The sequence below is a fragment of the Pseudomonas sp. OTU750018 genome, from assembly GCF_011636575.1.
GTDB classification, from domain to species: Bacteria; Pseudomonadota; Gammaproteobacteria; order Pseudomonadales; family Pseudomonadaceae; genus Aquipseudomonas; species Aquipseudomonas peli.
In genome coordinates this window covers 835199-857855 of sequence record NZ_JAAPAU010000002.1, presented here as the reverse complement: position 1 = coordinate 857855, position 22657 = coordinate 835199, and the positions used below count along the sequence as shown (strand labels likewise).

The 22657-nt window shown below is 60.4% G+C and carries 11 protein-coding genes and 5 pseudogenes; 12 read left to right on the top strand and 4 right to left on the bottom strand.

The annotated features are described in order from the left end of the window. Positions 1–4: 4 nt before the first annotated feature. On the bottom strand, positions 5–940 hold the full coding sequence (locus tag HCI85_RS12910) for an EamA family transporter (protein WP_167145019.1): 936 nt from the start codon (positions 938–940) through the stop codon (positions 5–7). A gap of 82 nt (positions 941–1022) precedes the next feature. Here HCI85_RS12910 and HCI85_RS12905 point away from each other — a divergent pair, with 82 nt between their 5' ends. From HCI85_RS12905 to HCI85_RS12895, 3 genes are read left to right on the top strand one after another with little or no spacing between them, the layout of a single operon-like run. Further along, entirely contained in the window at positions 1023–1535 is a 513-nt protein-coding gene (locus HCI85_RS12905; protein WP_160088768.1) for a MarR family winged helix-turn-helix transcriptional regulator, read from the top strand. A 48-nt stretch (positions 1536–1583) separates the two neighbouring features. Beyond that, a complete protein-coding gene (locus HCI85_RS12900; RefSeq protein WP_167145017.1) occupies positions 1584–1925 on the top strand; it encodes an FKBP-type peptidyl-prolyl cis-trans isomerase in 342 nt (113 codons plus the stop codon). 39 nt (positions 1926–1964) lie between these two features. Next, positions 1965–2183 (top strand): helix-turn-helix transcriptional regulator, encoded by a 219-nt coding sequence (locus tag HCI85_RS12895; protein WP_167145015.1) that lies wholly within the window; start codon positions 1965–1967, stop codon positions 2181–2183. A 186-nt stretch (positions 2184–2369) separates the two neighbouring features. On the opposite strand, the pseudogene cysC reads toward HCI85_RS12895, so the two are convergent. Continuing rightward, positions 2370–2984, bottom strand: a pseudogene (gene cysC / locus HCI85_RS12890) (adenylyl-sulfate kinase); the annotation flags it as partial. A 203-nt stretch (positions 2985–3187) separates the two neighbouring features. Between cysC and HCI85_RS12885 the strand changes: the two are divergent. The 7 genes and pseudogenes from HCI85_RS12885 to HCI85_RS12860 all read left to right on the top strand — a co-directional run bounded on the left by HCI85_RS12885 (position 3188) and on the right by HCI85_RS12860 (position 17315). Next, positions 3188–3967 (top strand): efflux RND transporter periplasmic adaptor subunit, encoded by a 780-nt coding sequence (locus tag HCI85_RS12885; protein ID WP_167145013.1) that lies wholly within the window; start codon positions 3188–3190, stop codon positions 3965–3967. Next, the gene (locus tag HCI85_RS12880; protein ID WP_167145011.1) at positions 3964–5283 is read left to right on the top strand and encodes an efflux RND transporter periplasmic adaptor subunit; all 1320 of its coding nucleotides are present in this window, start codon (positions 3964–3966) and stop codon (positions 5281–5283) included. The genes HCI85_RS12885 and HCI85_RS12880 overlap by 4 nt, the downstream gene beginning before the upstream one ends. Then, entirely contained in the window at positions 5280–7376 is a 2097-nt protein-coding gene (locus HCI85_RS12875) for an efflux RND transporter periplasmic adaptor subunit (protein ID WP_176600635.1), read from the top strand. Before HCI85_RS12880 ends, HCI85_RS12875 begins: the two co-directional genes overlap by 4 nt. Before the next feature lie 375 nt (positions 7377–7751). Beyond that, the gene (locus tag HCI85_RS12870) at positions 7752–8615 is read left to right on the top strand and encodes a sulfotransferase (RefSeq protein WP_167145007.1); all 864 of its coding nucleotides are present in this window, start codon (positions 7752–7754) and stop codon (positions 8613–8615) included. 44 nt (positions 8616–8659) lie between these two features. Beyond that, positions 8660–9445 (top strand): annotated as a pseudogene (locus HCI85_RS21365) (DUF4347 domain-containing protein); the annotation flags it as partial. 690 nt (positions 9446–10135) lie between these two features. Next, a pseudogene (locus tag HCI85_RS21360) lies at positions 10136–14650 on the top strand (beta strand repeat-containing protein); the annotation flags it as partial. 1174 nt (positions 14651–15824) lie between these two features. Further along, positions 15825–17315, top strand: coding sequence for a TolC family protein (locus tag HCI85_RS12860; RefSeq protein WP_167145755.1), 1491 nt, complete (start codon positions 15825–15827; stop codon positions 17313–17315). A 357-nt stretch (positions 17316–17672) separates the two neighbouring features. On the opposite strand, the gene HCI85_RS12855 is transcribed toward HCI85_RS12860, so the two are convergent. Further along, positions 17673–18449 (bottom strand): substrate-binding periplasmic protein, encoded by a 777-nt coding sequence (locus tag HCI85_RS12855; RefSeq protein ID WP_241693788.1) that lies wholly within the window; start codon positions 18447–18449, stop codon positions 17673–17675. Between the two features lie 459 nt (positions 18450–18908). Between HCI85_RS12855 and HCI85_RS21355 the strand changes: the two are divergent. Further along, positions 18909–19796 (top strand): annotated as a pseudogene (locus tag HCI85_RS21355) (cache domain-containing protein); the annotation flags it as partial. Beyond that, positions 19785–20915 (top strand): methyl-accepting chemotaxis protein, encoded by a 1131-nt coding sequence (locus tag HCI85_RS21350; RefSeq protein ID WP_446730791.1) that lies wholly within the window; start codon positions 19785–19787, stop codon positions 20913–20915. The pseudogene HCI85_RS21355 and the gene HCI85_RS21350, both read left to right, overlap by 12 nt. Before the next feature lie 93 nt (positions 20916–21008). On the opposite strand, the pseudogene HCI85_RS12845 reads toward HCI85_RS21350, so the two are convergent. Then, positions 21009–22160 (bottom strand): annotated as a pseudogene (locus HCI85_RS12845) (IS3 family transposase). Between the last annotated feature and the right edge of the window lie 497 nt (positions 22161–22657).

The window sequence follows — 22657 nt, the reverse complement described above, 5'->3', positions numbered from 1 at the left end:
ATCGCTAGTTGTCGCCTTGGGCCGTCGGGGTTGTGCAGCGTGCGACTTTAACATGTGGCGCGGCAACTGCCGGCTTGGCCGCTGCGGCCCATTGCACCGCCAGGATGCTGCCCAGTACCGCGATCAGCCCCAGCAGCGCCACACCGGTGATGCTCTGCCCGAGCAATGCCCAGCCCAGCAGCACCGCCACCAGCGGGCTAAGCAGGCCCAGGGACGACACCGCCACCGGTGCGAGGCGAGCGATACCGCGAAACCACAACACATAAGCCAGCAGCGCGCCGAACAACGACAGGTAGGCGTAGCCCAGCCACTGCACTGGGCTGAGTGGCGGCAGCGGTGGGTCGATCAGCCAGGCCACCGGCAGCAGGAGCAAACCGCCAATCAGCAACTGCCAGCCGGTAAACGCCAGCAGCGGCACAGTCGGCCGCCAGCGTCGCGTCAGGTAAGTGCCGCTGGCCATACAGGCGGTGCCGACAAAGGCGGCGGCAATCCCGATCGGGTCCCAACTCGCCCCCGGTGCCAGCAGCAATGCAGCCATCCCGGCGATACCCACCACACTGGCAGCAACCGCCACAGAGGCCGGACGCTGCTGATCCATCGACCACACCAAGCCCATCACCAGCAGCGGTTGAATCGCTCCGACCACCGCGGCCAAGCCACCCGGCAAGCGATACGCGGCGACAAACAACAACGCCTGGAAGAAGCCGATATTCAGCGCTGCCAGCACCAGCAGGCGTGGCCACTCGCTGCGCCAGGGTAGGTAGCGGCTGTACAGCACCAACAACAGACCGGCGGGCAGGGCGCGCAGCAGCGCGGCGGTAAACGGCCGGTCCGGCGGCAGAATCTCGGTGGTGACGATATAGGTCGAGCCCCAGATGGCAGGCGCCAGAGCGGTGATCAACACATCCATCCAGGTGCTACGCGATGCTGAGCGGTCCATGCATTTGTCTCGCATTCAAGATAAAATGCGAGGCTATTAGCAACTTGTCTTGAGTTCAAGATAAATTTCCAGAGGTAAGCCAATGGCAGTCCAGCGACAGATGGATGCGGTCGATGCAATTCTTCAGCAGTGGCACCGCGAGCGGCCGGACCTGGATGTCAGCCCGATGGGCGTTATCGGTCGGCTGGGGCGCTGCGCGGCGCTGTTGCGGCGTGAACTGGACAAACTGTTCAGCAGCTTTGGCCTGACCGCCTGGGAATTCGACGTGCTGGCCACCTTGCGCCGTTCCGGCGAACCCTACCGCCTGGCCCCGACGACGCTGTTCTCGACCCTGATGGTCACCTCCGGCACCATGACCCGGCAGCTGCAGCAACTGGAAGCCGCAGGCTGGGTCAGTCGTATAGCCAACCCCAGCGACGCGCGCAGCATGCTGGTGCAGCTGACCCCGGCTGGGCTGGAACTGATCGACCGCGCGGTGACCGCGCATGTGGCGAATGAAGCGCGACTGCTGGCGCCGATCGCCGCCACCGAGCTGGCGCAACTGGAGGCGCGGCTATCCGAGTTGCTGGCGGTGCTGGAGCCGGCTGGCGAGTAATATTCAACAACCCTGCCGCAGGTCGGTGGGGGCTAGAAGAGGTGAGTGATGAGCAACGAATTGGTGATCGAAGATATTCAACTGGGTGACGGCAGGGAAGTGGTCAAAGGTGCGCTGATCACCACCCAGTACAACGGTTTTCTTGAAGATGGCAGCAAGTTCGACTCCTCCTATGATCGCGGCAAAGCCTTCCAGTGCGTGATCGGTACCGGTCGCGTGATCAAGGGCTGGGACCAGGGTCTGATGGGCATGAAAGTCGGCGGCAAGCGCAAACTCTTCGTACCGTCGCACCTGGGCTACGGCGAACGCCAGTTCGGCGCGCATATCAAACCGCACTCCAATCTGATCTTTGAGATTGAGCTACTGGAAGTGCTGACGCGGGATGATTAGGTCGTAGGGCTGCTGTCGGCCAGAAGCAGTCAGTCTAAGGTGTCTAGGGAGTCAGGGGCGATTCACGATGCAGTTAGCCGCAAGGTCGGACGGGGTCGTAAGACTATCTACATTTTTATTCGAGAGGGTGACTTCCCGAAACAATTGAAGATAGATCGAGCCAGCCGCTGGCTTCAGCGCGAGGTCGGCGACTGGATAGCCATCGTGGCAGCAGCGAGAAAGCCGAGAGGCACTCGATTGGCCGGCGTTTTTGTCTGAGTGGAACGTAGGATTTTAAGTCCTAGGGGGAGTGCTGCGTTACATCTCCCGATTTAGCCAGCAATCACTGTTGTGTGTTCATCAGGCGCCTCACTATGGCGGGCACTCTCACCACAAATAGGTGCCCGGGATGATAGGTCACTGGAACGGCATCATCGTCATCACACAGTTTTCCGGCCAGATACGTTATGTGTGTCCGCCTGCAAGATAAAGGTTGATTTGTGCCACTGCATCTTCTGCGCTGATGATAGTTGAGTTGATCACTAAGTCAGGCTGCGCCGGGGGCTCATAGGGGCTGCTGATACCCGTCATGTTTGGCAATTGTCCGCTTCTAGCTTTTTTATAAAGTCCTTTGGGGTCTCGCTGCTCGCACACGGCCAGGGGCGTATCGACAAATACTTCGATAAAGTTATCTTCCCCGATTAACTCCCGAGCCATCTGGCGCTCTGCTCCAAAGGGACTGATAAACGCGGCCATCACGATCAGTCCGGCATCCATCATCAGTTTGGCTACTTCTGCCACGCGTCGAATATTTTCCACCCGGTCGGCATCGGTAAACCCTAGGTCCTTGTTCAAGCCTTGGCGAACGTTATCGCCATCGAGGATATAGGTGCGTTTGCCCTGTGCGTGGAGTTCTTTCTCCAAGGTGTTGGCAATGGTAGATTTTCCCGAGCCTGATAGTCCGGTGAACCAGATGACCTTGCATTGATGGCCATTGAGGCGTTCGCGGTCCTCACGGGTAATGCTGAGTGCTTGGCGATGTAAGTTTTGAGCGCGGCGTGAGCTGTGGCTGATCATGCCGACGTCTCCCTGTTTTCAGTAGCGGCTGACTTTAGAGTCCTAAATTAATTTAACGGCTTTCGAGGTCGCTTGCTCGGTCGGCCTCCATGCATGCCTTTTTGAGCACGCGAAGAACGGTTTTTGGCATTATATGGATGTAGCACTTCCTCTGCTTGGGGGAGTTCTGTGCTTTGCCCTGCGGCCCCAATAAACAAGGATGTACCATGCGGTATCACGTTCCCGGCTATGCCTTTGGTTTAATCGCCGCGCTGTACAGTCAGTGTCTTTTTGCTCAGGACTATTTGCTTGATCCTCTCAGTGAGCCGGAAAGCTATTCCGAGGCGCGTCAGATTCGAGGGGTGTTAAAAGCCCGTGACCAGGCTGTGTTGTCCAGCGAACTAGCTGGACGCATCATTGAAATGCCGTTTGCTGAAGCTCAGCGCTTCGCCAAGGGCGATGTATTGGTTCGCTTCGATTGCAGCGCTTATCAGGCTCAACTCAACGCCTCGAACGCGGCCAGCCTTGCTGCCCGCGAGGAACTGAAGAACAAGCAGCAGTTAGCCGCCCTCAACTCCGTGGGGCGTTTCGAAGTAGCCTTGGCGCAGGCCCGTCAGGCCCAGGCCCAGGCGGAGGCGCAGGTCTATCAGGTACACGTGCAGCGCTGCCAGGTGAAGGCCCCCTTCGACGGTGAGGTGGTCAACCGCCGTGTGCAGCCCCACGAGAGTGTAGCTGGCGGCGACCCGCTGCTGGAGGTGGTGGATAATCGCACTCTGGAAATCCACTTGCTGGTGCCATCGCGCTGGATCGGTACCCTCAAGCCGGGCCAGCCCTTCAAATTTATCCCCGACGAGACTGGCAAGCCGCTCAACGCGGTGATCAAGCGCCTAGGGGCGCGCATCGATGAAGGCAGTCAGACGCTGCTGCTGATCGGCGGCCTGCCCGAGGACGCCACCGGCCTGGTGGCGGGCATGAGCGGCAGCGCGCGCTTTCCGGAGGCGCGATGAACGCACCTGTACCCGGCTTTGCCGAGCGTGTCTTTGCGGTATTTCTCGGTCTCCAGGCCCAGGCCCGACAGGCTGGTACGACTGAGCAACTGGCTTTCGCCATGGCCAACGACGGCCAGGGCCTGTTCGGCTACCGGCACGCAGCGCTTCTGGTCGCCGGCAAGGTCCGCGCTCTTACCGGTATTAGCGTGGTGGAGCCCAACGCTCCCTTCGTCGCCTTCGTTGAATGGGCGGCAAGTCAGCGTCTGGCCGCCGGCCTGTTGGGTCAGTCCGGTATTGTCGACCCAGCCAGTCTGGGCGAGAGCAGCCGCGAGGAGTGGCAGGCGTTGTCCGCGCCCAATGTTTTCTGGCTGCCTCTGAAGGACCGCCAGGGCGCCGTTTTCGGCGGCCTGTGGATCGCCCGTGACACGCTTTGGAGCGAGGCCGAGCAGGCTCTGCTGGTGCAGCTCGGCGGCACATACGAGCACGCGTGGCTGGCTCTGCAACCACGCAAGCCGTGGCGCCTGCGATGGCCGCGGAGGAAGATTCTCGTGGTGTTGGCGGCGCTCGCTCTGTTGCTGCTGCTACCGGTGCGCCAGTCGGTGCTGGCACCCGCCGAAGTGGTCCCCCAGGGCGGTCGCGTGGTGGCCGCACCGCTGGACGGGGTGATCGCCGAGTTTCTCGTCAAACCCAACCAAAGCGTTGCTGTCGGTGACCTGTTGGTGCGCTTCGATGCCACCACCCTCAAGGCTCAGGCCGACGTCGCCGAGCGTGCCCTGGATGTGGCTGAGGCCGAGTTGAAGGCCAGCAGCCAGCGTGCTTTCGCCGATGCTGAGTCCAGTGCCCGCATCGACCTGCTGGCCGCCCGCGCGGAGCAGAAGCGCGCTGAACGTGACTATGCCAAGCAGTTGCTGGCCCGTAGCGACGTGCGTGCCGAGCGTGCCGGCATTGCCGTATTCGCTGATGCCGAGCGCCTGACCGGCAAGCCAGTGCAGACCGGTGAGCGGCTGATGCAGATCGCCGACCCGGCTCAGGCCGAACTGCGCATCGAATTGCCGGTGGGTGATGCGATCGCCCTAGGGGCGGGGGCTGAGGTGGCGCTTTTTCTCGACAGCGACCCGCTTAATCGCTACGACGCACGTCTGGAGAGGGCCGCCTATGAGGCCCAGGCCACCGCCGCCGGGCAGTTGGCTTACCGCCTCGATGCCACCTTTGTCGAGGCCGCGCCGCGCATCGGTCTGCGCGGCACTGCCAAACTGTTCGGCGCCCGTGCCCCGCTGGCCTATTACCTGTTGCGCCGGCCCCTGGCGGCGCTGCGCCAGGGGCTGGGGCTGTGATGCTGCCGGCCCTGCGCTCCGACCTGCAGCTGTCCAGCGCAGCACCAACCCGTGAAGGCGCTCTCCAGTGGACTCTGGCCGACCCGCTGCGCGGCCGCTACTTCAAGCTCGGCGCTGCTGCCGTGCGGTTGCTGCGTCACTGGTCCCTGGGTGACCCTCACGAGGTACTGGCAGCGGCCAACGCCGAGCCGGGCGCGCCCCTGGGGGCGGGTGAGCTGGAACAGATGGTGCACTTTCTGCGAGGGCACGACCTGATCGCCGCCGTCGACCCGGAGCAGCGCGCCAGCTACAACCTCAAACGCGCCAGCGCGCGCCACAGCCTGTGGCAGCAGGTGTTGCACCAGTACCTGTTCTTTCGCATCCCGCTGTGGCGGCCGGACCGCTTTCTTAACCGCGCCTGGCCGGTTCTGGAGCGCAATGGGCCCTGGCTGTTGCGTCGTGCCCTGCCGATGTTGCTGCTGCTGGGGTTGTTCCTGGTGGCGCGTGATTGGGAACGCTACCTGGCCACCTTTCCGCATATCTTCAGCCTGGGTGGTGCCCTGGCCTTTGGCATCGCACTGACCTTCGCCAAGCTTTGCCACGAGTTCGGCCACGCCTTCATGGCCAAGCGTGCTGGCTGCCGGGTGCAGAGCATGGGGCTGGCTTTCATGGTGCTGCTGCCGATGTTCTACACCGACGTCAGCGACGCCTGGCGGGTGCAGGACCGCCGCTCGCGCCTGCTGATCGGTGCCGGTGGGGTGTTCGCTGAATTGGTGCTGGCGGTGCTGGCGCTGCTGGCTTGGTCGCTGCTGCCGGACGGGCCGGCGCGTACGGCGGCCTTCATGCTTTCCAGCGCTACCTGGATTACCACCCTTGCTATCAATCTCAATCCTTTCATGCGTTTCGACGGCTATTTCCTACTCAGCGACCTTTGGGAAGTGGAGAACCTGCAAAGCCGTGCCTTCGCCCTGTGCCGCTGGCGCCTGCGCGAAGCACTGTTTGGCTATGGCGAGCCGGCGCCCGAGCCTTGGCCCGAGGCCATGCGCCGGCGCCTGTTAGTCTGGGGCTACGGCGCCTGGATCTGGCGCGCGGTGCTGTTCTTCGGCATCGCGCTGGCGGTGTACCACCTGTTCTTCAAGGTGCTGGGTATCTTCCTGATGCTGGTGGAGTTGGTTTGGTTCATTGGCCTGCCGATCTGGAAGGAGTTCGGCGAGTGGTGGCTGCGGCGTGACCAGGCTAGTCCGCACAAGGTGCTGCTCGCCGGCTCGGCGCTGGCGCTGGTGCTGCTGGCGTTGATTGTGCCCTGGCGCAATGCGGTGGACGTGCCGGCGATGCTGGAAGCTTCGCGTATTGGCACGCTGCATGTGCCTATCGCGGCACGGGTCAAGGCGGTTCAGGTGAGGGACGGCGATACGGTAGAGCAAGGCGCGCTGCTGGTGCAGTTGGAGTCGCCTGATCTGGACGCGCAGCAAAGCATTGTTCGTCGTGAGATCGACAGCCTACAGTTGCAACTGCGGCGTCAAGCAGTACGCAGTGAAACGGTCGCTGAAGCGGGAATACTTGAAGAACAGTTGGCGGAAGCGGTGGCTCAATACCGTGGCCTGCTGGCCCAGCGAGAGCGCTTGCTGCTGCGTGCGCCCTTTGCGGGTCAGGTGCGTGATCTGCAAGCGGATCTGGCGGTTGGGCGCTGGCTCTACACTGGCGAGACGTTGGCCCGGGTTGTTGCCCCAGGCTTGCGTTTACGTGGCTATGTGGCCGAGGAAAGCCTATGGCGCGTTGAGCCGGGCAGCGAGGGTCGTTTTATTGCCGACGATCCGGCGCGTCCGGCCTTGTCTGTTCGCCTTGATGAGGTAGACACCGCCGGCGTTTCTTTTCTTGAACTGGACGCGTTGGCCTCTGACCATGAAGGTCAGATTGCGGTGCGACGCAACGCTCAGCAGCGTGCCGAACCTGTACAGGCGCAATACGGCGCGCGCCTCAGTCTTCTTGAGTCGCTATCACCACCGGCTCAACCATTACGCGGGGTGGTGGTTTTGCAGGGCAAACGGCAGTCGATATTAGGCGCTGTGTGGCGGCGGATGATGGCGCTGGGTGTGCGGGAAAGCGGTTTCTGAGCAAATACGCCGTCGCCAGAATAAAGCTGCGTTCTGCGCCGTTATGCACTACCCCAGGCAATTCAAGGGTGTGTTGTGAATGGCTGATCACATTCATCTCCAGCGCCATTTTCCGCTGGCTGGCCTCTGAAGTTCTCCGATAGCATTACCTGACCACTCGCGCAATAACGGTTGTCTCGCCCTTTCCACGGCGGGCAAGGAAGCCCAATTGATGACCTCCAAGGATTCATTTCTTGTCTGTGTTCCAGCTGCAGGCAGGGGGCCGTGTTTTTCCACAACAGCCCGCTCACCTCACGTGGATTTCCCCTCCAGTCTGTTGCTCATCAGCCATGAGCGCGCATGCCTATGTGGGGGTGACTGATGCATTTACCGACCATGGCGAGCAAACCCCCGACCTACCACTTTATCTCGGGCTTGCCGCGCTCGGGCTCAACCTTGCTCGCGGCGCTGTTGCGCCAGAATCCGCGCTTTAGCGCAGGAATGACCAGCCCGGTGGGGAGTTTTTTTTCCGCTCTGCTCAAGCAGTTCGGCGCCGACAGCGAATTCGGTCCAGTGGTGACCCAGGAGCAGCGCAAGCGCCTGCTGGCCGGCCTGTTCAGCAACTATTACGCGGACCAGGCCGGGCATGAGGTGATCTTCGATACCAACCGCCTGTGGTGCGCCCGGCTGCCAGCTTTGATGGACCTCTTTCCCCAGGCCAAGGTCATCGCCTGCGTGCGCAACGTCGCCTGGGTGATGGACAGCATCGAGCGGCTCTACCGCGCCAACCCGTACGAGATTACCAAGCTGTTCAACGATGACAGCGAACGCAACACCGTCTACAGCCGGGTCGAGACCCTGGCCCAGCGCAACCGCCTGGTGGGCTTACCATGGTCGGCTCTTAAAGATGCCTATTACGGAGAACACGCTCGGTCCCTGCTGTTGGTGGACTACGACCTGCTGGTGGCCACGCCCGAGCGGGTGCTACGGCTGGTCTACGAGTTCCTCGGCGAGCCCTGGTTTGAGCACGATTTTGAGCGCGTCGAGTACGACGCCCCTGAGTTCGACCAGGCTCTGGGCCTGCGCGGGCTGCACAAGGTGCGGCCTAAGGTGGAGGTGGCGGCGCGGCGTACTCTGCTGCCGCCGGACCTGTTCGAGCAGTACGCACAGCTGGATTTCTGGAAGGACTCGCGCAACAGCGAGGCCCATGTGATCAGAACCAACCGGGATGCCCGGGCTCTGGAACAAGAACGCACCTGAGCACCCGCTGAGGCTGGCGCCGGAGAAAAGAAGAGGTAGAAGTCATGGGCTGGGGTCTTTCGAAGAAGGCTGGTCGCAACGGTAAGGCTAAGGGTAGCGAGGCTACGCCACTGGCGTGCTCGCTGCCGCTGATCAGCGCACTAGAGCCGCGCATGATGTTCGACGGCGCGGTGGCCGCGACGGTGGCCGATACCGCGGCTTCGGCGCCGACTGCGGCCTCCACGGCCGACGCGTCCCATGACACCGGCGCCCGCGACAGCAACCAGGCGGGCTCTGCCGATAATAGCCAAGGTACTCAGGACCTGCAGGCCAGCCCGGTGAGCGATGCACAGAGCGGCGTGCGCAAGGAAATCGTCTTCGTCGATACCCGCGCGCCGAACTACCAGGAGCTGCTCAAGGCCGTCTCGCCCAACGCCGAGGTGGTGTTGCTGTCCACCAACAAGGACGGCGTGCAGCAGATCGCCGAAGCCCTGGCCGGGCGCACCGGCATCGATGCCATCCACATCATTTCCCACGGCGATTCCGGGGTGCTGCTGCTGGGCAACGGCCCGTTGTTCGAAGGCAACCTCGCGCAGTACGCCACCCAGCTCTCCACCATCGGCAAGGCACTGACCGCCGAGGGCGACATCCTCATCTATGGCTGCGAAGTGGGGGCGGGCAGCGAGGGCCAGGCCTTCGTCTCCAAGCTGGCGAACATGACCGGGGCCGACATCGCCGCCTCCGACGACAATACCGGCGGCACGACCAAGGGCGGTGACTGGGACCTGGAGATCGCCACCGGTCAGGTCGCCGCCAGCAATGCCCTGAACCTGTCACGCCTGGGCGGTTACGACCATTTGCTGGTGACCACCTCGGTGAGCACCCTGGCCGAGTTGAAGAGTGCAATTACCACGGGCGTTGCCGACAACGTCGATGATGTGATCACCCTCACCGGCAACATCACCTTCACCGGCTTCAACGACACCATCTCCATCCATGTCACCGACGGCCACACCCTGCAGATCGTCGGCGGTGGCTTCGCCATCGACGGGGCCAACAAGGCTCGGATTCTTGACGTGAACACCAGCGGCGCCAACTCCAAGGTCGCGCTGGATAGCATCACCATCCGCAATGGCCTGGTCGTCGGCAACGGTGGCAACGAGAGCACGGCCGCACCCGACCGCGTGGGTGCCGGTATCTACAACGCGGGTGTACTGACCATCACCAACAGCACCATTACCGGTAACAAGGCGTCTGGCGGCGGCGGCGGGGGTGGCGACTCCGGTGGCTACTACGGCGGTGGCGGCGGTGGCGGCGGTGGTTTCGGGACGACTCCCGGCGGCTTCGGCGGTACCAGTGCTGGCGCCGGCATCCCACCCACGCCCGCTTCCGGCATCAACGGCGGCAATGGCGCGGGCGGTACCAGCTCCTTCGGTGGGCGTGGCGGCGGCGCGGCCGGCGGCGCGGGGGGCAGTTACAGCGGTGACGGCAACAGCACCCTCGGTTACACCGCAGGGGGTGGGGGTGGGTCGGCCAACAACGGCAGCACCAGCATTGGTGGTGGCGGCGGCGGCGGCGGTGTTTCTGCCGTCGGCGGCAAGGGTGGCGCCGCTGCGGGGGGGATCTACAACACCAGCAGCGGCATCCTGACCATCGTCAACAGCAGTGTGACCAACAACCTGGGAGCTGGCGGCGGCGGTGGTGGCGGTGTTTCCAGCGACGCGGCCTGGGGGCCTGGCAACAGGATTGGCAATGGTGGGGCGGGCGGTGCCGGGGTCGGTGCCATCTGGAACGCCGGCGGTACCGTGCGCATGGACAACACCAGCTTCACGAGCCTCTCAATCGGCAACCTCGGCGCGGGTGGCCTGGGTGGCAAGGCGGACGGTGGCACGAACGTCAACGGTGCTGACGGTGCGTCCACCTCGACCATCTACACCACTAATGGCGGCACCACCGATACCAACTACAACCCCAACGTCGCACCGACCCTCGGCAACCTCAATGGTGACAGTGTGGCCTGGGGGGGGGTAGGCAATACCGTACGGCTCGATGCCGGCAGTCAAGCCAGCGTGGCAGATGTGGAGTTAGGGGGACTGAACAATGGCAATGGCAATTGGGCCGGCGTCAGTATGGTTGTGCAGCGCCATGGTGCTGCTTTAAACCGTGATGTGTTGGGGTTCGACACTGCTGGAGCACTGTTTACCGTCAGTGGTAATACCTTGCAGGCGGGCGGACAGACCTTTGCCACCTTTACCCATACAGGTGGTGTGTTGACCATCACCTTTACCAGCAGTGCTACGCCGGCCACCACCGCGTTGGTCAATGACGTGACGCAGCGCATCACTTACCGCAACGATACGCCTGCTGGCGATGCGGTGATCCGTTACACCCTCAGCTATGGCAATGATGTAAGTGTCAGTGCAAGCGTTACTGTTACCAGTGACATTATCTATGTGACTAACCCCAACGATAATACGGGCACCATTGACCTCAGCGACGGCGTCAGTTTCCGTGAAGCCATTGCGATTGCTGAGGCCGATAGCACCGGCAGTCAGACGATTGCATTCGCTATCTCTCAGCTAACCATCAACAACGTTAGCCTTAGCGAAAGTTTGGTCTTTGATATGAGTAAACTTGCTCGTATTTCTGGCGGCGCATTGACCCTCGATAACGGTATAACGCTTACCTTAGATACCCGTAATTATAATGTTAACTTGCAAAATATGTTTGCCGGCACCGGAACGTTGAGCAAGACTGGACAAGGGGTTTTGAGCGTTTATCAGGGCAGCAGTTATGCCGGTGAATTCACCGGTAATACTGTAGTGGCTGAGGGTGTTTTGCGGGTTGGTAATGGTTATACATTTTTTAATAGTAGTGTGAGTGTTTTGTCGGATGCTGCTTTGGAAGTGTTCAATGATGCTGCAGTGAGTAATCTCTCTGGTGCTGGCTCGGTATACCTATGGCCGGATAGTTCAATTTCCAGTACTTTAACGGTTAATGTTACGGCGGATAGCGTATTTTCTGGCGTAATAGCGGGGTATGGTGGGGTTGTTGTAACTCAGTATGGTGCAGCCAACCACGCGCTGACACTTACCGGGCGCAATACATACACCGGGGATACTTTAATTGAAAACGCTGGTTGGCTGAAGCTTGGTGGCGCTAATGTGCTCGCAGACACAGGGGGCATTAGCTTTAATGGCGTTGGTGTGCTGACGTTGTTGTCTGATCAAACTGTAAAAAGTGTTCTGGGTTCAAACAGTTATAGCAATATCCAATTAGGTTCATATGTTCTGAGTGTTGGAAGTTCAAACACCTCAGGACATTATGGTGGTGTTATCTCAGGCGAGGGGGCTCTGGTCAAGCAGGGCACTGGGACTCTCACATTAACAGGTCTAAATACTTTTACGGGAAGCACCACGGTTAACCAAGGCGCACTCGCAATTGACGGTAATGGGCGTTTGGGTCAGGGGCAGTTAATTTTAGATGGAGGGACAACGTTTAGTAGTTTATCAATGAGGATGTTAGTATCTAACGCAATATTATTGCGCGGCAATAGCACAATTAATGCGGCTGGCGCAATCGATATATTCGGTGATATCAGTGGCGCTTACAGCCTTACTAAAACTGGTGATAAAAATCTGACGCTTTTGGGTCGAAACAGTTATGCGGAAACTTTTATTACTGCCGGTAAATTAACTATCGGTTCCGATGCCAGCCTCGGCAGCGGTGCGGTGACGATAAATGAATCGGGTACGTTCAGTATATTTGATCATTCGGTTGTCGATAATGCGATCGTTTTGGGGCGCTCGGCAACCATAGAGACATCAGGTTCTACTACGCTAAGTGGCACGATCAGTGGTGGTACTTTAATCAAGACTGATGCGGGCGAGCTTATTCTGGCGGGTAATAATACGTATGCGGATACTCGGATCATGGATGGTCGGGTCGTTATCAGCAGCGACACTAATCTGGGGCGTGGCCAAGTCGTAGTGGAACGAGGGGGGCTGCGGGTCACGGCAAGTACGACAATCAGTAATGCCATCGGTGTGAGCAATACAGCCACGTTAACCATTGATGCGGATACAACCTTCTCTGGAACGGTTTCGGGGTTGGGAGATATTTACAAGTCTGGTGCAGGGACGTTAACTGTTTTGGGCTCTGTGAATACTTATGGCCGTACATTTTATGTGGCTAGTGGTTGTCTGGTGGCCGATGGCCGCATCGATGCCCCTTTGACAGTCTTTAATGGTGCCACCTTGGCGGGCAGTGGCATGTTAAATGGCAACGTCACCGTGCAGAGCGGCGGCACTCTCTCCCCAGGCAACGGCGGCGTCGCCACTCTGACCGTCAACGGCAACCTGACCCTGGCCTCGGGTAGCACCCTGGCTCTGGACATCAACGGCGCCACCGCCGGCACCGGCTACGACCGGTTGATGGTCAACGGCACCGTTGACGTCTCCGGTGCCACCCTGGCGGTCACCCACGGCTACGCGGCCGGCAGCGGCGACAGCTATGCCGTGCTCGTCAACGACGCCGCCGACACCGTCACTGGCACCTTCAGCAGTATCAGCGAGGGCGGCACGTTCAATGCCGCCGGCAACGGCACCCAGTTGACCACCACCTACATCGGCGGCAGCGGTAACGATCTATCTCTCACCGCGCCCATCGCCCCGACCGTTACCAGCGTGTCGTCCGACACCGCCAACAGCACCTACAAGATCGGTGACGTCATCACGGTCACCGTGCGTTTCAACAGCGCGGTGAACGTCACCGGCACCCCGACCCTGACCCTGGAGACCGGCGCTACCGACCGGGTGCTCAACTACGTGTCTGGCTCAGGCACCGACACCCTGAGCTTCAGCTACACCGTGCAGGCCGGCGACAGCTCTGCCGACCTCGACTATGCCTCCACCACAGCCCTGAGCCTCAATGGCGGCTCCATCCAGGACGGCGCCAACCAAAACGCCATTCTCACCCTGGCCACCCCCGGTGCGGCGGGTTCCCTAGGCGCCAACAATGCTCTGGTGGTAGACGGCGTGCGACCGGCCGCCACCAGCATCACCCTCAGCGACACGGCCTTGCGCATCGGCGAAACCGCCACCGTCACCGTGACCTTTAATGAGCAGGTCAGCGGCCTGGACATTGCCGACTTCAGCGTGGCCAACGGTAGCCTGAGTGGGCTCAGCACCAGCGATGGCGGCCTGACCTGGACGGCGACCTTCACCCCCAGCGCCAACGTCAGCGATGCCACCAACCTGATCACCCTCGACAACACCGGCGTGATGGACCAGGCGGGCAACATCGGCAGCGGCACCACCGACTCGGTCAACTACGCCGTCGACACCCAGCGCCCGATGGGCACCATCGTGGTCAGCGACACCGTGCTGAAAGCCGGGCAGACCACCTCGGTCACCATCACCTTCAACGAGGCCGTGACCGGGCTGACCACGGCGGATTTCAGCGTGGCCAATGGCACCCTGAGCGGTCTCAGCTCCAACGACGGTGGCATCACCTGGACGGCTACCCTGACGCCCAGTGCCAGCGCCAACGACCCGACCAACCTAATCACCCTGGACAACACCGGCTACACCGACATTGCCGGCAACGCCGGCATCGGCACCACCGACTCCAACAACTACGCCATCGATACCCAGCGCCCGACGGCCACCATCGTGGTCACCGACACCGCGCTGAAGGCCGGGCAGGGCACCACCGTCACCATCACTTTCAGCGAGGCGGTGAGCGGGCTGACCACGGCGGACTTCAGCGTGGCCAACGGCAGCCTGAGCGGCCTCAGCTCCAACGACGGCGGCATCACCTGGACGGCGACCCTGACCCCAAGCAACAACGTAACCGACACCACCAACCTGATTACCCTGGACAACACTGGCTACACCGACGCCGCCGGCAACACCGGCATCGGCACCACCGACTCCAACAACTACGCCATCGACAGCCGTGCCCCGGCCGTCACCTCCGTCGGTGTGCCGGCCAACGGCACCTACCTGACCGGCAACACCCTCGACTTCACGGTGAACTTCGACGAAGCCGTGACCGTGGACACCACCGGCGGCACGCCGCGCCTGGCCATCACCCTGGATACCGGCGGCACCGTCTACGCCAACTACCTCAGCGGCTCGGGCGGCACTGCCCTGGTGTTCCGCCTCACCGTCGCCAGCGGCCAGCAGGACAGCAACGGCATCGCCGTCGGCGCCAGCCTCGATGCCAACGGCGCGACCCTGCGCGATGCCGCCGGCAACAACGCCCAGACCGTGCTCAACAACGTCGGTTCCACCGCCGGTGTGCTGGTGGATGCCGCCGCTCCGCAGGTCACCAACATCGCCATCGATGGCACCTCGCCGACCCGCGACACCACCCTCAGCTTCACCGTGACCTTCAGCGAGAATGTCAGCGGCGTCGACCTGGCCGACTTCGCCCTGGCCACCAGCGGCAGCGCCAGCGGTACCTTGCTGTCGCTGGTGCAGGTGGATGCGCGCACCTACCGCGTCACCGTCAGCGGTGTCAACGGCCAGGGCACCCTGGGGCTGTCCCTGGCGGCCGCCGGCAGTGGCATCACCGATACCGTCGGCAATGCCATGGCGAACAACTTCGCCACCGTGGGCTACGTGCTCGGCGGGGTCGAGGGCGACCCCGAGTTCCGTACCAACCCGACGCCCAGCGTGCCGACCACACCGACCACGCCGACCCAGCCCAACGTGCCAGGCCTGCCGCCATCCAGCACCACCTCGCCGTTGCTGCCGCCGCCGCTGTTCGAGCAGCCGACCCTGGGGAGCGGGGTGCCCACCGTGGGCAACATCTTCATCAACCTGAACGCCCTGGCGCCCAGCTACATCGCCCAGGTTTTCGCCAGCAGCGACAGCTTTGTCAGTGAAGGTGGCGCGAATGGCTTTCTCGGCTTTGGCGGGGGCGACGGTGGCGTGTTCGGAACCAGCAGCTTCTCCAGCATGTTCGGTAAGGAGGTTCCGCAGCAGGATGTCCAACTTAAAGTATTTGACGGCAAGCTGTGGCGCGGTGGCGACACCGCTAAGAACGGGTTTGGCCTGACCGGCGCACCCACGCTTGCCCAGCAACTGCAGGCCATGAAAGAGGCTGACTTGCGCCCCACACGCGAGTTAGCGCAGGCCCTCGAGCAAGTGGCAGGGGCCGCTACCCGTGGCTGATATGACTAAAAAGGCAATCATCGTGCCGTACCAGGGGGCGGCCGCCAGCATGAATCAGACACACAAGCTCTTCACCGCCAGCCTGCTGGCATTTGCCATCAGTGGATGCGCCGTTACCACCCAGCCGATCGACCGCAGCGAGAGCGAGAATCGCGCGCGGGCGGACCTCTCTAGCATGTTCAAGGATCAGGAGCCCCTGAGCGGGCCCCTGACCCTGAACGAGGCCATGGCCCGGGCCATCAAGTACAACCTCGAAGCGCGCCTCAAGGTGATGGAACATGCCCTGGCCGAGCGCCAGCTGGACCTGGCCACTTTCGACATGCTGCCGCGCATGGCGCTATCCGCTGGCTACGCAGGGCGCAACAACGTCAGCGCCTCCAGCAGCCGCAGCATCGAGACCGGTTCCCAGTCCCTGGAACCGTCCACCTCCCAGGACCGCGACCGTGGCGTGGCGGACCTGACCATGGTGTGGAACGTGCTCGACTTCGGCGTCAGCTACATGAGCGCCAAGCAGCAGGCCGACCAGCGCCTGATCGTCGAGGAGCGCCGTCGCAAGGTCATCCACACCATCACCCAGGACGTGCGCTCCGCCTACTGGCGCGCCGTGGCCGCCGAGCGCCTGCTCAAGCAGATCGACAGCCTCATGGCCCGCGTCGACAAGGCCCGCACCGACAGCCGCAACCTCAGCACCCAGCGCATCGGTGACCCGGTGCAGGCGCTGAGCTACCAGCGCGCGCTGATCGAGGCCACCCGTCAGTTGGAAGAGCAACGCCGCGCGCTGTCCCTGGCCAAGACCGAGCTGGCCGCGCTGATCAACCTGCCGCTGAACACCGACTTCCAGCTGGCCGCCAGCAACGACTATGTCGTGCCAGAGCTGAAGGTGAACTTCGCCCAGCTGGAGCAGCAGGCCCTGGCCAGCCGCCCGGAACTGCGCGAGCAGGACTATCAGGCGCGCATCAGCGCCGCCGAGACCCGCAAGGCCATGCTGCGCCTGCTGCCCGGCCTGGAGTTCTCTGCCGGCGGCCACTACGACAGCAACAGCTTCCTGGTAAACCAGAGTTGGGCGGACTACGGCGTTAAGGTCACCTGGAACCTGTTCAACGTGCTCTCTGCACCGATGGCTATCGATGTTGCCAAAACAGGCCAGGAGGTCGCCAATGCCCGTCGCCAGGCCATGTCCATGGCCATCCTCGCACAGCTTTACGTGGCTAACGCCAACTACGCTGAAGCCCTCCGTCAGTTCCAGACCAGCCAGCAGTTGGCCGATCTGGACGGTCAGATCGCCGAGCAACTGCGTAACCGCTACAGCACCCAGAGTATCGGCGAGCTGGAGCTGATCCAGGGCGAGCTGAACACTCTGCAGGCCCAGCTCAGGCGTGACCTGGCCTATGCCGATCTCCGTAATGCCTACAACCAGGTATTTGTCAGTGCGGGTGTTGATCTGCTGTCACCCAGTATTCCAGACGCCCGGCTGTCCGCCATGGCACAAGCGTTGCATGAAGGGGAGTCGAGACTATCGATGGGGCAGCTAAATCCCTAACCGTTGAGAGGGCGCTGCAGGGTGGAGCGTTAGCGCCGGTGATCTTCTGGCTCTTGTTGCCAACGCTATGCAGATGCCAGGCAACGCCGCCTGTACGAACACATTGTCAGGCCGCTGCAAGCCAGTCAGCGGCTCTTTTTCTTAAGGTTGCGGCTATACATGAAGTTACGTGTAGTCACGTAAAAATAGGCCAGGAAAGAGCGAGGTTCGTCTCAATCAAGATGAACCCAGGTCCAGCCTTGGATCGACCACTTCCGGCCAAAAGCGGTCACTAGACGTGTCTGCGAAATTAGGGAGGATTCAAATTTAGGGTTCGAGGGACGACGGGCAGATTACTGTTACTGGGCCCGTATTTCCTTACAACTGTTTAGTGTGCAACATGCCAGCCTCATCTCTGAGGGGAACAGCGTAACGCTGAACGATCATCGCTAACGTCCCATCTTTACGCAGACGGCTAATCGCCGTATTCAAGGGTTCTAACAACTCGGCACGCGAGCGATGCAATCGTATCCGCAGCTCTGACCGACTAATCACAGGTCCCAGCTCCATTGAAGCAGACAACGCTGGAATATCAGGGTGGCTCGCAAAGAGAGATGCCAGTTCAAGCCGATCAATAATACCGGCATCTACACGTCTGCGAGCCACAACCTTTAACTGCGCAATACTGTTAGGGCTGTCGCTGCGCGTGAAGTATTGGCTACCTGCATAGCCATAGCCACGCACAGTAGAAATGGTTCGGCCTCTCAGATCCTGCAGTCTAGTAAACGGAAAAGCTTTCCCCGGTGGAAAAATCAGCACCTCCTCAGTGCTGAGTACTGGCTCACTCCATAGAGACACTTCCACCTGATCTGTAGAGCTCCGCCAGGCCTTACTCACACAGCACTCAAGCTGAACCATTGCTTCTCTGAAATGCTTTTGCGCCCGCAAGGGGGGCTGAGGTGTTTCTGCCTCAAGCGCCACGTCCATTTGCTGATCAAGTGCCAGCATGACGTCACTGAAAATACCGCTTACATGACCGTCGCGGACAATCCAATAAGGTTCCCAACTTTCATTGGTCACGGCATATCGGACGGTATCGGCGTACACCACGATTGGTTGTAACAAAAATGTCAGCAAAATCCTGCAGGCCCACACTTTCAACTTCCGTCTCCCAATACATCATCAGGTCAAACCTTATATTGCTCAGCCTCAAGCCTTTCCGCCGCAGATCCAGTAACTGGCCGGCAGTGGGCCACAAAATGACTCTGACGACGAGGCGCGCGAAGATGCCGCGGTCCGCGATGATATTCGTACTTATGTTGCGGGTTTTGCAGCGGCGAATATTTTTGATGGCATGCGCTGACGCTCAGCGGCGCTTGTGTGGTTCCTCTCAAGCCAGCTCGTCTCCCGCCGATTAAAAGACATTGCCCAACGCATGTTCATCTATAACTACTGCAAGGTATCTAGCGCTGGCCTCTAAGCGCGATAGCGCGTACACAAATGGCAGATGTAATGATGTATCGCAGTACCTGATCTTGCTGGTGGAACTAGGAGCGGTTCGTGAGCAGTTCTGGTAGTCCCTCTTAAGAATCTTTTCCACGCAGGAGTAATGGCATGGCTTTCGTTCCCAATAGGCTTTCGCAGCGTTTAACCCTGGGTGGCATCGTCCTTCTGATTCTTACCGCACTGGCGGTTTTTGCCGTGATGGCCCTGCGCGGGCAGCCACGCGTGGTGGCTGCCAGTGGCGAGCTGATCGAGCAGACCGGCAGCGCCATCGTGCGTCAACTGGCGCTGCAGTTGGCGCGTATTGAAGGTGTAACAGCCAGCCTGGCACACCTGGCTGAGGTGCTGCCGCGTGAAGAGCCGCTGTACCTAAATAGCCTGCCCAATATGATCGATAGCCAAGGCGATAAAGCGATTGCCGGCGGCGGTGTGTGGCCAGAGCCAAATGCCTTCAGCGAGGGTACGGTGCGCCGCAGCTTCTTCTGGGCGCGTGGCGCGGATGGCCGTTTGAGCTATTCCGACGATTACAACGCCGCAGATGGTCCTGGGTACCACAACGACGCCTGGTATACCGGTGCGCGCAGCAGTAAGCCCGGCCAGTGCCTCTGGTCGGAGGCCTATCAGGATGCAGTCACCGGTGTACCGATGGTCACCTGCAGTGTGCCTTACCAGCTTGAAGGACGCTTTGCCGGCGTCGCGACTCTGGATCTGCTGCTGGACGATCTGGCGCGCTTTCTGACCGAGCAAGGCAAGGTGACTGATGGCTATGCCTTTGCCCTTGATCAATCGGGCAACGTGCTGCATTTCCCGAATATGACCGGTGCTAAGGGCGGCGCGATGGTCAAGTTTACCGATCTGGCGCAGCAGCACAGCTGGCTCAAGCCTGTGCAGGAGGCGTTGAACAGCAGCAGTTCGGGGGCGATTCGCAACCTGGATCTGGAGAACGACGAGCAGCTTAAGCAGGCCAGCCGCGTAAGTCTCTTCGTGATGCCTGACACCGGTTGGGTCATTGGCCTGGCAACCCCGCAGGAGCGAGTGACTGGTTTGGCACGTGCGCTGACCTGGGAGATTCTGTTGTTTCTGCTGCCGTTACTAGCAGTGTTGCTGGCGCTGGCTTGGTTGGCCGGACGCAAGTTGATCGGCCAGCTGGAAGAAACCACCGCGCAGATCGACTCCCTGGGCCGTGGCTCGGCTAACCGTGATGTGGAATTGAGTGTAGAGCGTGAGGATGAAATCGGCGCGCTGCGTCATGCTGTCAATCGCTATGCCGGGCAGTTGCGCACCATGCTCCAGCGCATCGCCGAGGAGGCCGATCATCTGCAAGCCGCAGCCGCGCAGCTGGGCGGCTTGAGCAGTACCCTGGCAGGTCGTGCTGAACAGCAGCGGCAGGAAAACACCCAATTAGCAGCGGCGATTACCGAGATGTCGTCGAGTGCTCAAGAAGTTGCACAGAATACCAACGACTGTGCCAATACCGCTCAAAGCTCACTAGTGGTCGTTCAACAGGGGCAGCAAAAGGTAGCGTCCAATAGCTCAGCCATTAAGGCGCTGTCGGCGGAAATGGCTGATGCGGCCTCGGTGATCAGTCGGTTGGAGAAAGACAGTCAGCAGGTCGGCGCAGTGCTTGATGTGATCAAGGCCATTTCCGAACAGACCAACCTACTCGCACTGAACGCCGCAATTGAGGCTGCGCGTGCAGGTGAACAGGGTAGGGGGTTCGCTGTGGTAGCCGATGAAGTGCGTACCCTAGCAGGTAAAACCCAGTCCTCTGCTAATGAGATCGGTACCATGATCAGCGCATTGCAGCAGGCTTCACGCCAAGCGGTGCAGGCCATGCAAGCCGGTGAGGCACGTACCGAACATGCGGTGGTTGAGGCCGAAGGTGCTGCGTCGGCGTTGTCCAGCACTGTGCAGAGTTTCGATGATATTTCCCAGCGTGCTCAGCAGATCGCTGTGGCGGCGCAGCAGCAGAGCCATGTCACTCAGGAGATTAACGAACTGGCGGTGCGTATCCACAGCATCAGTGAAGAGAACGCCCGTGACGCTCAGGCGCTCGACCAGGTCAGCAGCGCCATGCAAGCGTTGTCATCGCGGTTGACTGGGTTGAGCAGAGGCTAGCTGTTAAACGCGGGGTTTCGGCGCTGGCTTATAGGGCTGGTGAATCTACGAACTGAAGGTTGTGTGGCGCTGGATTGAATCGCCCCTAGTTTTCTAGACACTCTCCAAGCTCTGGAAATAGCGTTTTTCAAACTCTACCGGTGACAGCTGATTGTTGAAACCGTGCCGGCGTTTTGGGTTGTAGAACATCTCGATGTAATCGAACACATCGGCCCGGGCACCCTGCCTGGTGCTGTAGATCTTTCGCTTGATTCGTTCACGCTTCAGCAACTGAAAAAAGCTCTCTGCCACCGCGTTGTCATGGCAGTTACCGCGTCGAATCATGCTGCCAAGCATGTTGTTGGCTTTCAGGAAGCTTTGCCTGTCGCCGCTGCTGAACTGACTGCCCTGATCTGAGTGAATCATCACTTCCTGTTTTTGGCTTGCGCCGCCAAACCGCCATCAGCAATGCATCAATGGCTAGATCACTCGTCATCTGCGGTTTCATCGACCAGCCAATTGCCTGCCGCGAAAACAGATCAAGCACCACCGCCAAAAACAACCAGCCCTCGTAGGTGCGGATGTAGGTTATGTCCGTGACCCAAACTTTGTTGGGTTCGGTGACATTGAATCTGCGCTCCAGATGATTTGGTGAGGCGATTGGAGGCTTACCACCATAACGGCCCGGTCGCCGCCGATAGCCCGTTTGCGAACGTAGCCCTTGCTGGCGCATCAACCGCGCAATGCGATTCCTGCCGCACGGCTCTCCTAGCTCACGCAGGTCGTCATAGACTTTTCGGTAGCCGTAGACACAACCGCTTTCCAGCCAAGAGTGTTTGATCAAACCCAGCAGTCGCGGATCATCCAAGGCGCGCGCTGACTTCGGTTCAGCAAGCCAGGCGTAGTAACCGCTGGCATGGACTTTCAATGTCAGGCACAGACGGCGAACCGGGCAACCCACGGATAGCTGATTGATAAAGGCGTACTTCATCCGCACTCCTTGGCAAAGTACGCGGCGGCCTTTTTTAGGATGTCTCGCTCTTCCGTCACACGTTTGAGTTCGGCGCGCAGGCGACGTAGCTCAGCTTGCTGATCGTCTTCTTGCGCTCGCTGTTCCTGGGGCTTGCTGTAGCGCTTCACCCACGCATACAGGCTATGTGTCGACATGCCCAAGCGAGCAGCGACCTCAGCTATAGGCAGGCCTCGTTCAGTGGCCTGCTTGACGGCTTCGATTTTAAATTCTTCGGGATAACGCGAGTTACTCATGGCACCTCCTAATGGGCCGTATTATTTGCCTTGGAGGTGTCTACGAAACTAGGGGCGATTCAATTTGGCATTAACTGTCAGTGCTGCCATTTCGAGACATATGGCGCTCAAAATATCGACGATCTGAATCGTTCCTGTTTGTCTAGAAGTCTCTGATCCAACATCGCGACAGCAGGTTTAAGTGAGTCTGTTTGCACATAAGAACGCGTAGATTCGCGATGAAAACTCGGCCGGCCGGTAGTCGGCTGTCTCGCTTGGATGCGCGCTTTACAGGCGCAGATTTCTGAGGCACTAGTCGGCCGCTTTTGCCCGATTGCTGCCACTTAAGCTAGTTGCTCCCGGCCAGATGCCATGTCACTAAAAGGCCCTTACCGCAGCTGTTAGTTGCGGTAAGGGCCTTTTAGTGGCTGCAGAATTTGTATAGACCAACTGACGCTAGGACAACCGAGTGATACAAAGCCGACTTTCGGCGTGGCGGGGGTGGACATGGCGTTAAC

Excerpts from the sequence above, each read along its gene's own strand:
- HCI85_RS12910 (WP_167145019.1), bottom strand. The coding sequence starts at position 940 with ATGGACCGCTCAGCATCGCGTAGCACCTGGATGGATGTGTTGATCACC.
- HCI85_RS12905 (WP_160088768.1), top strand. The coding sequence starts at position 1,023 with ATGGCAGTCCAGCGACAGATGGATGCGGTCGATGCAATTCTTCAGCAG.
- HCI85_RS12900 (WP_167145017.1), top strand. The coding sequence starts at position 1,584 with ATGAGCAACGAATTGGTGATCGAAGATATTCAACTGGGTGACGGCAGG.
- HCI85_RS12885 (WP_167145013.1), top strand. The coding sequence starts at position 3,188 with ATGCGGTATCACGTTCCCGGCTATGCCTTTGGTTTAATCGCCGCGCTG.
- HCI85_RS12880 (WP_167145011.1), top strand. The coding sequence starts at position 3,964 with ATGAACGCACCTGTACCCGGCTTTGCCGAGCGTGTCTTTGCGGTATTT.
- HCI85_RS12870 (WP_167145007.1), top strand. The coding sequence starts at position 7,752 with ATGGCGAGCAAACCCCCGACCTACCACTTTATCTCGGGCTTGCCGCGC.
- HCI85_RS12860 (WP_167145755.1), top strand. The coding sequence starts at position 15,825 with ATGAATCAGACACACAAGCTCTTCACCGCCAGCCTGCTGGCATTTGCC.
- HCI85_RS21350 (WP_446730791.1), top strand. The coding sequence starts at position 19,785 with ATGCCTGACACCGGTTGGGTCATTGGCCTGGCAACCCCGCAGGAGCGA.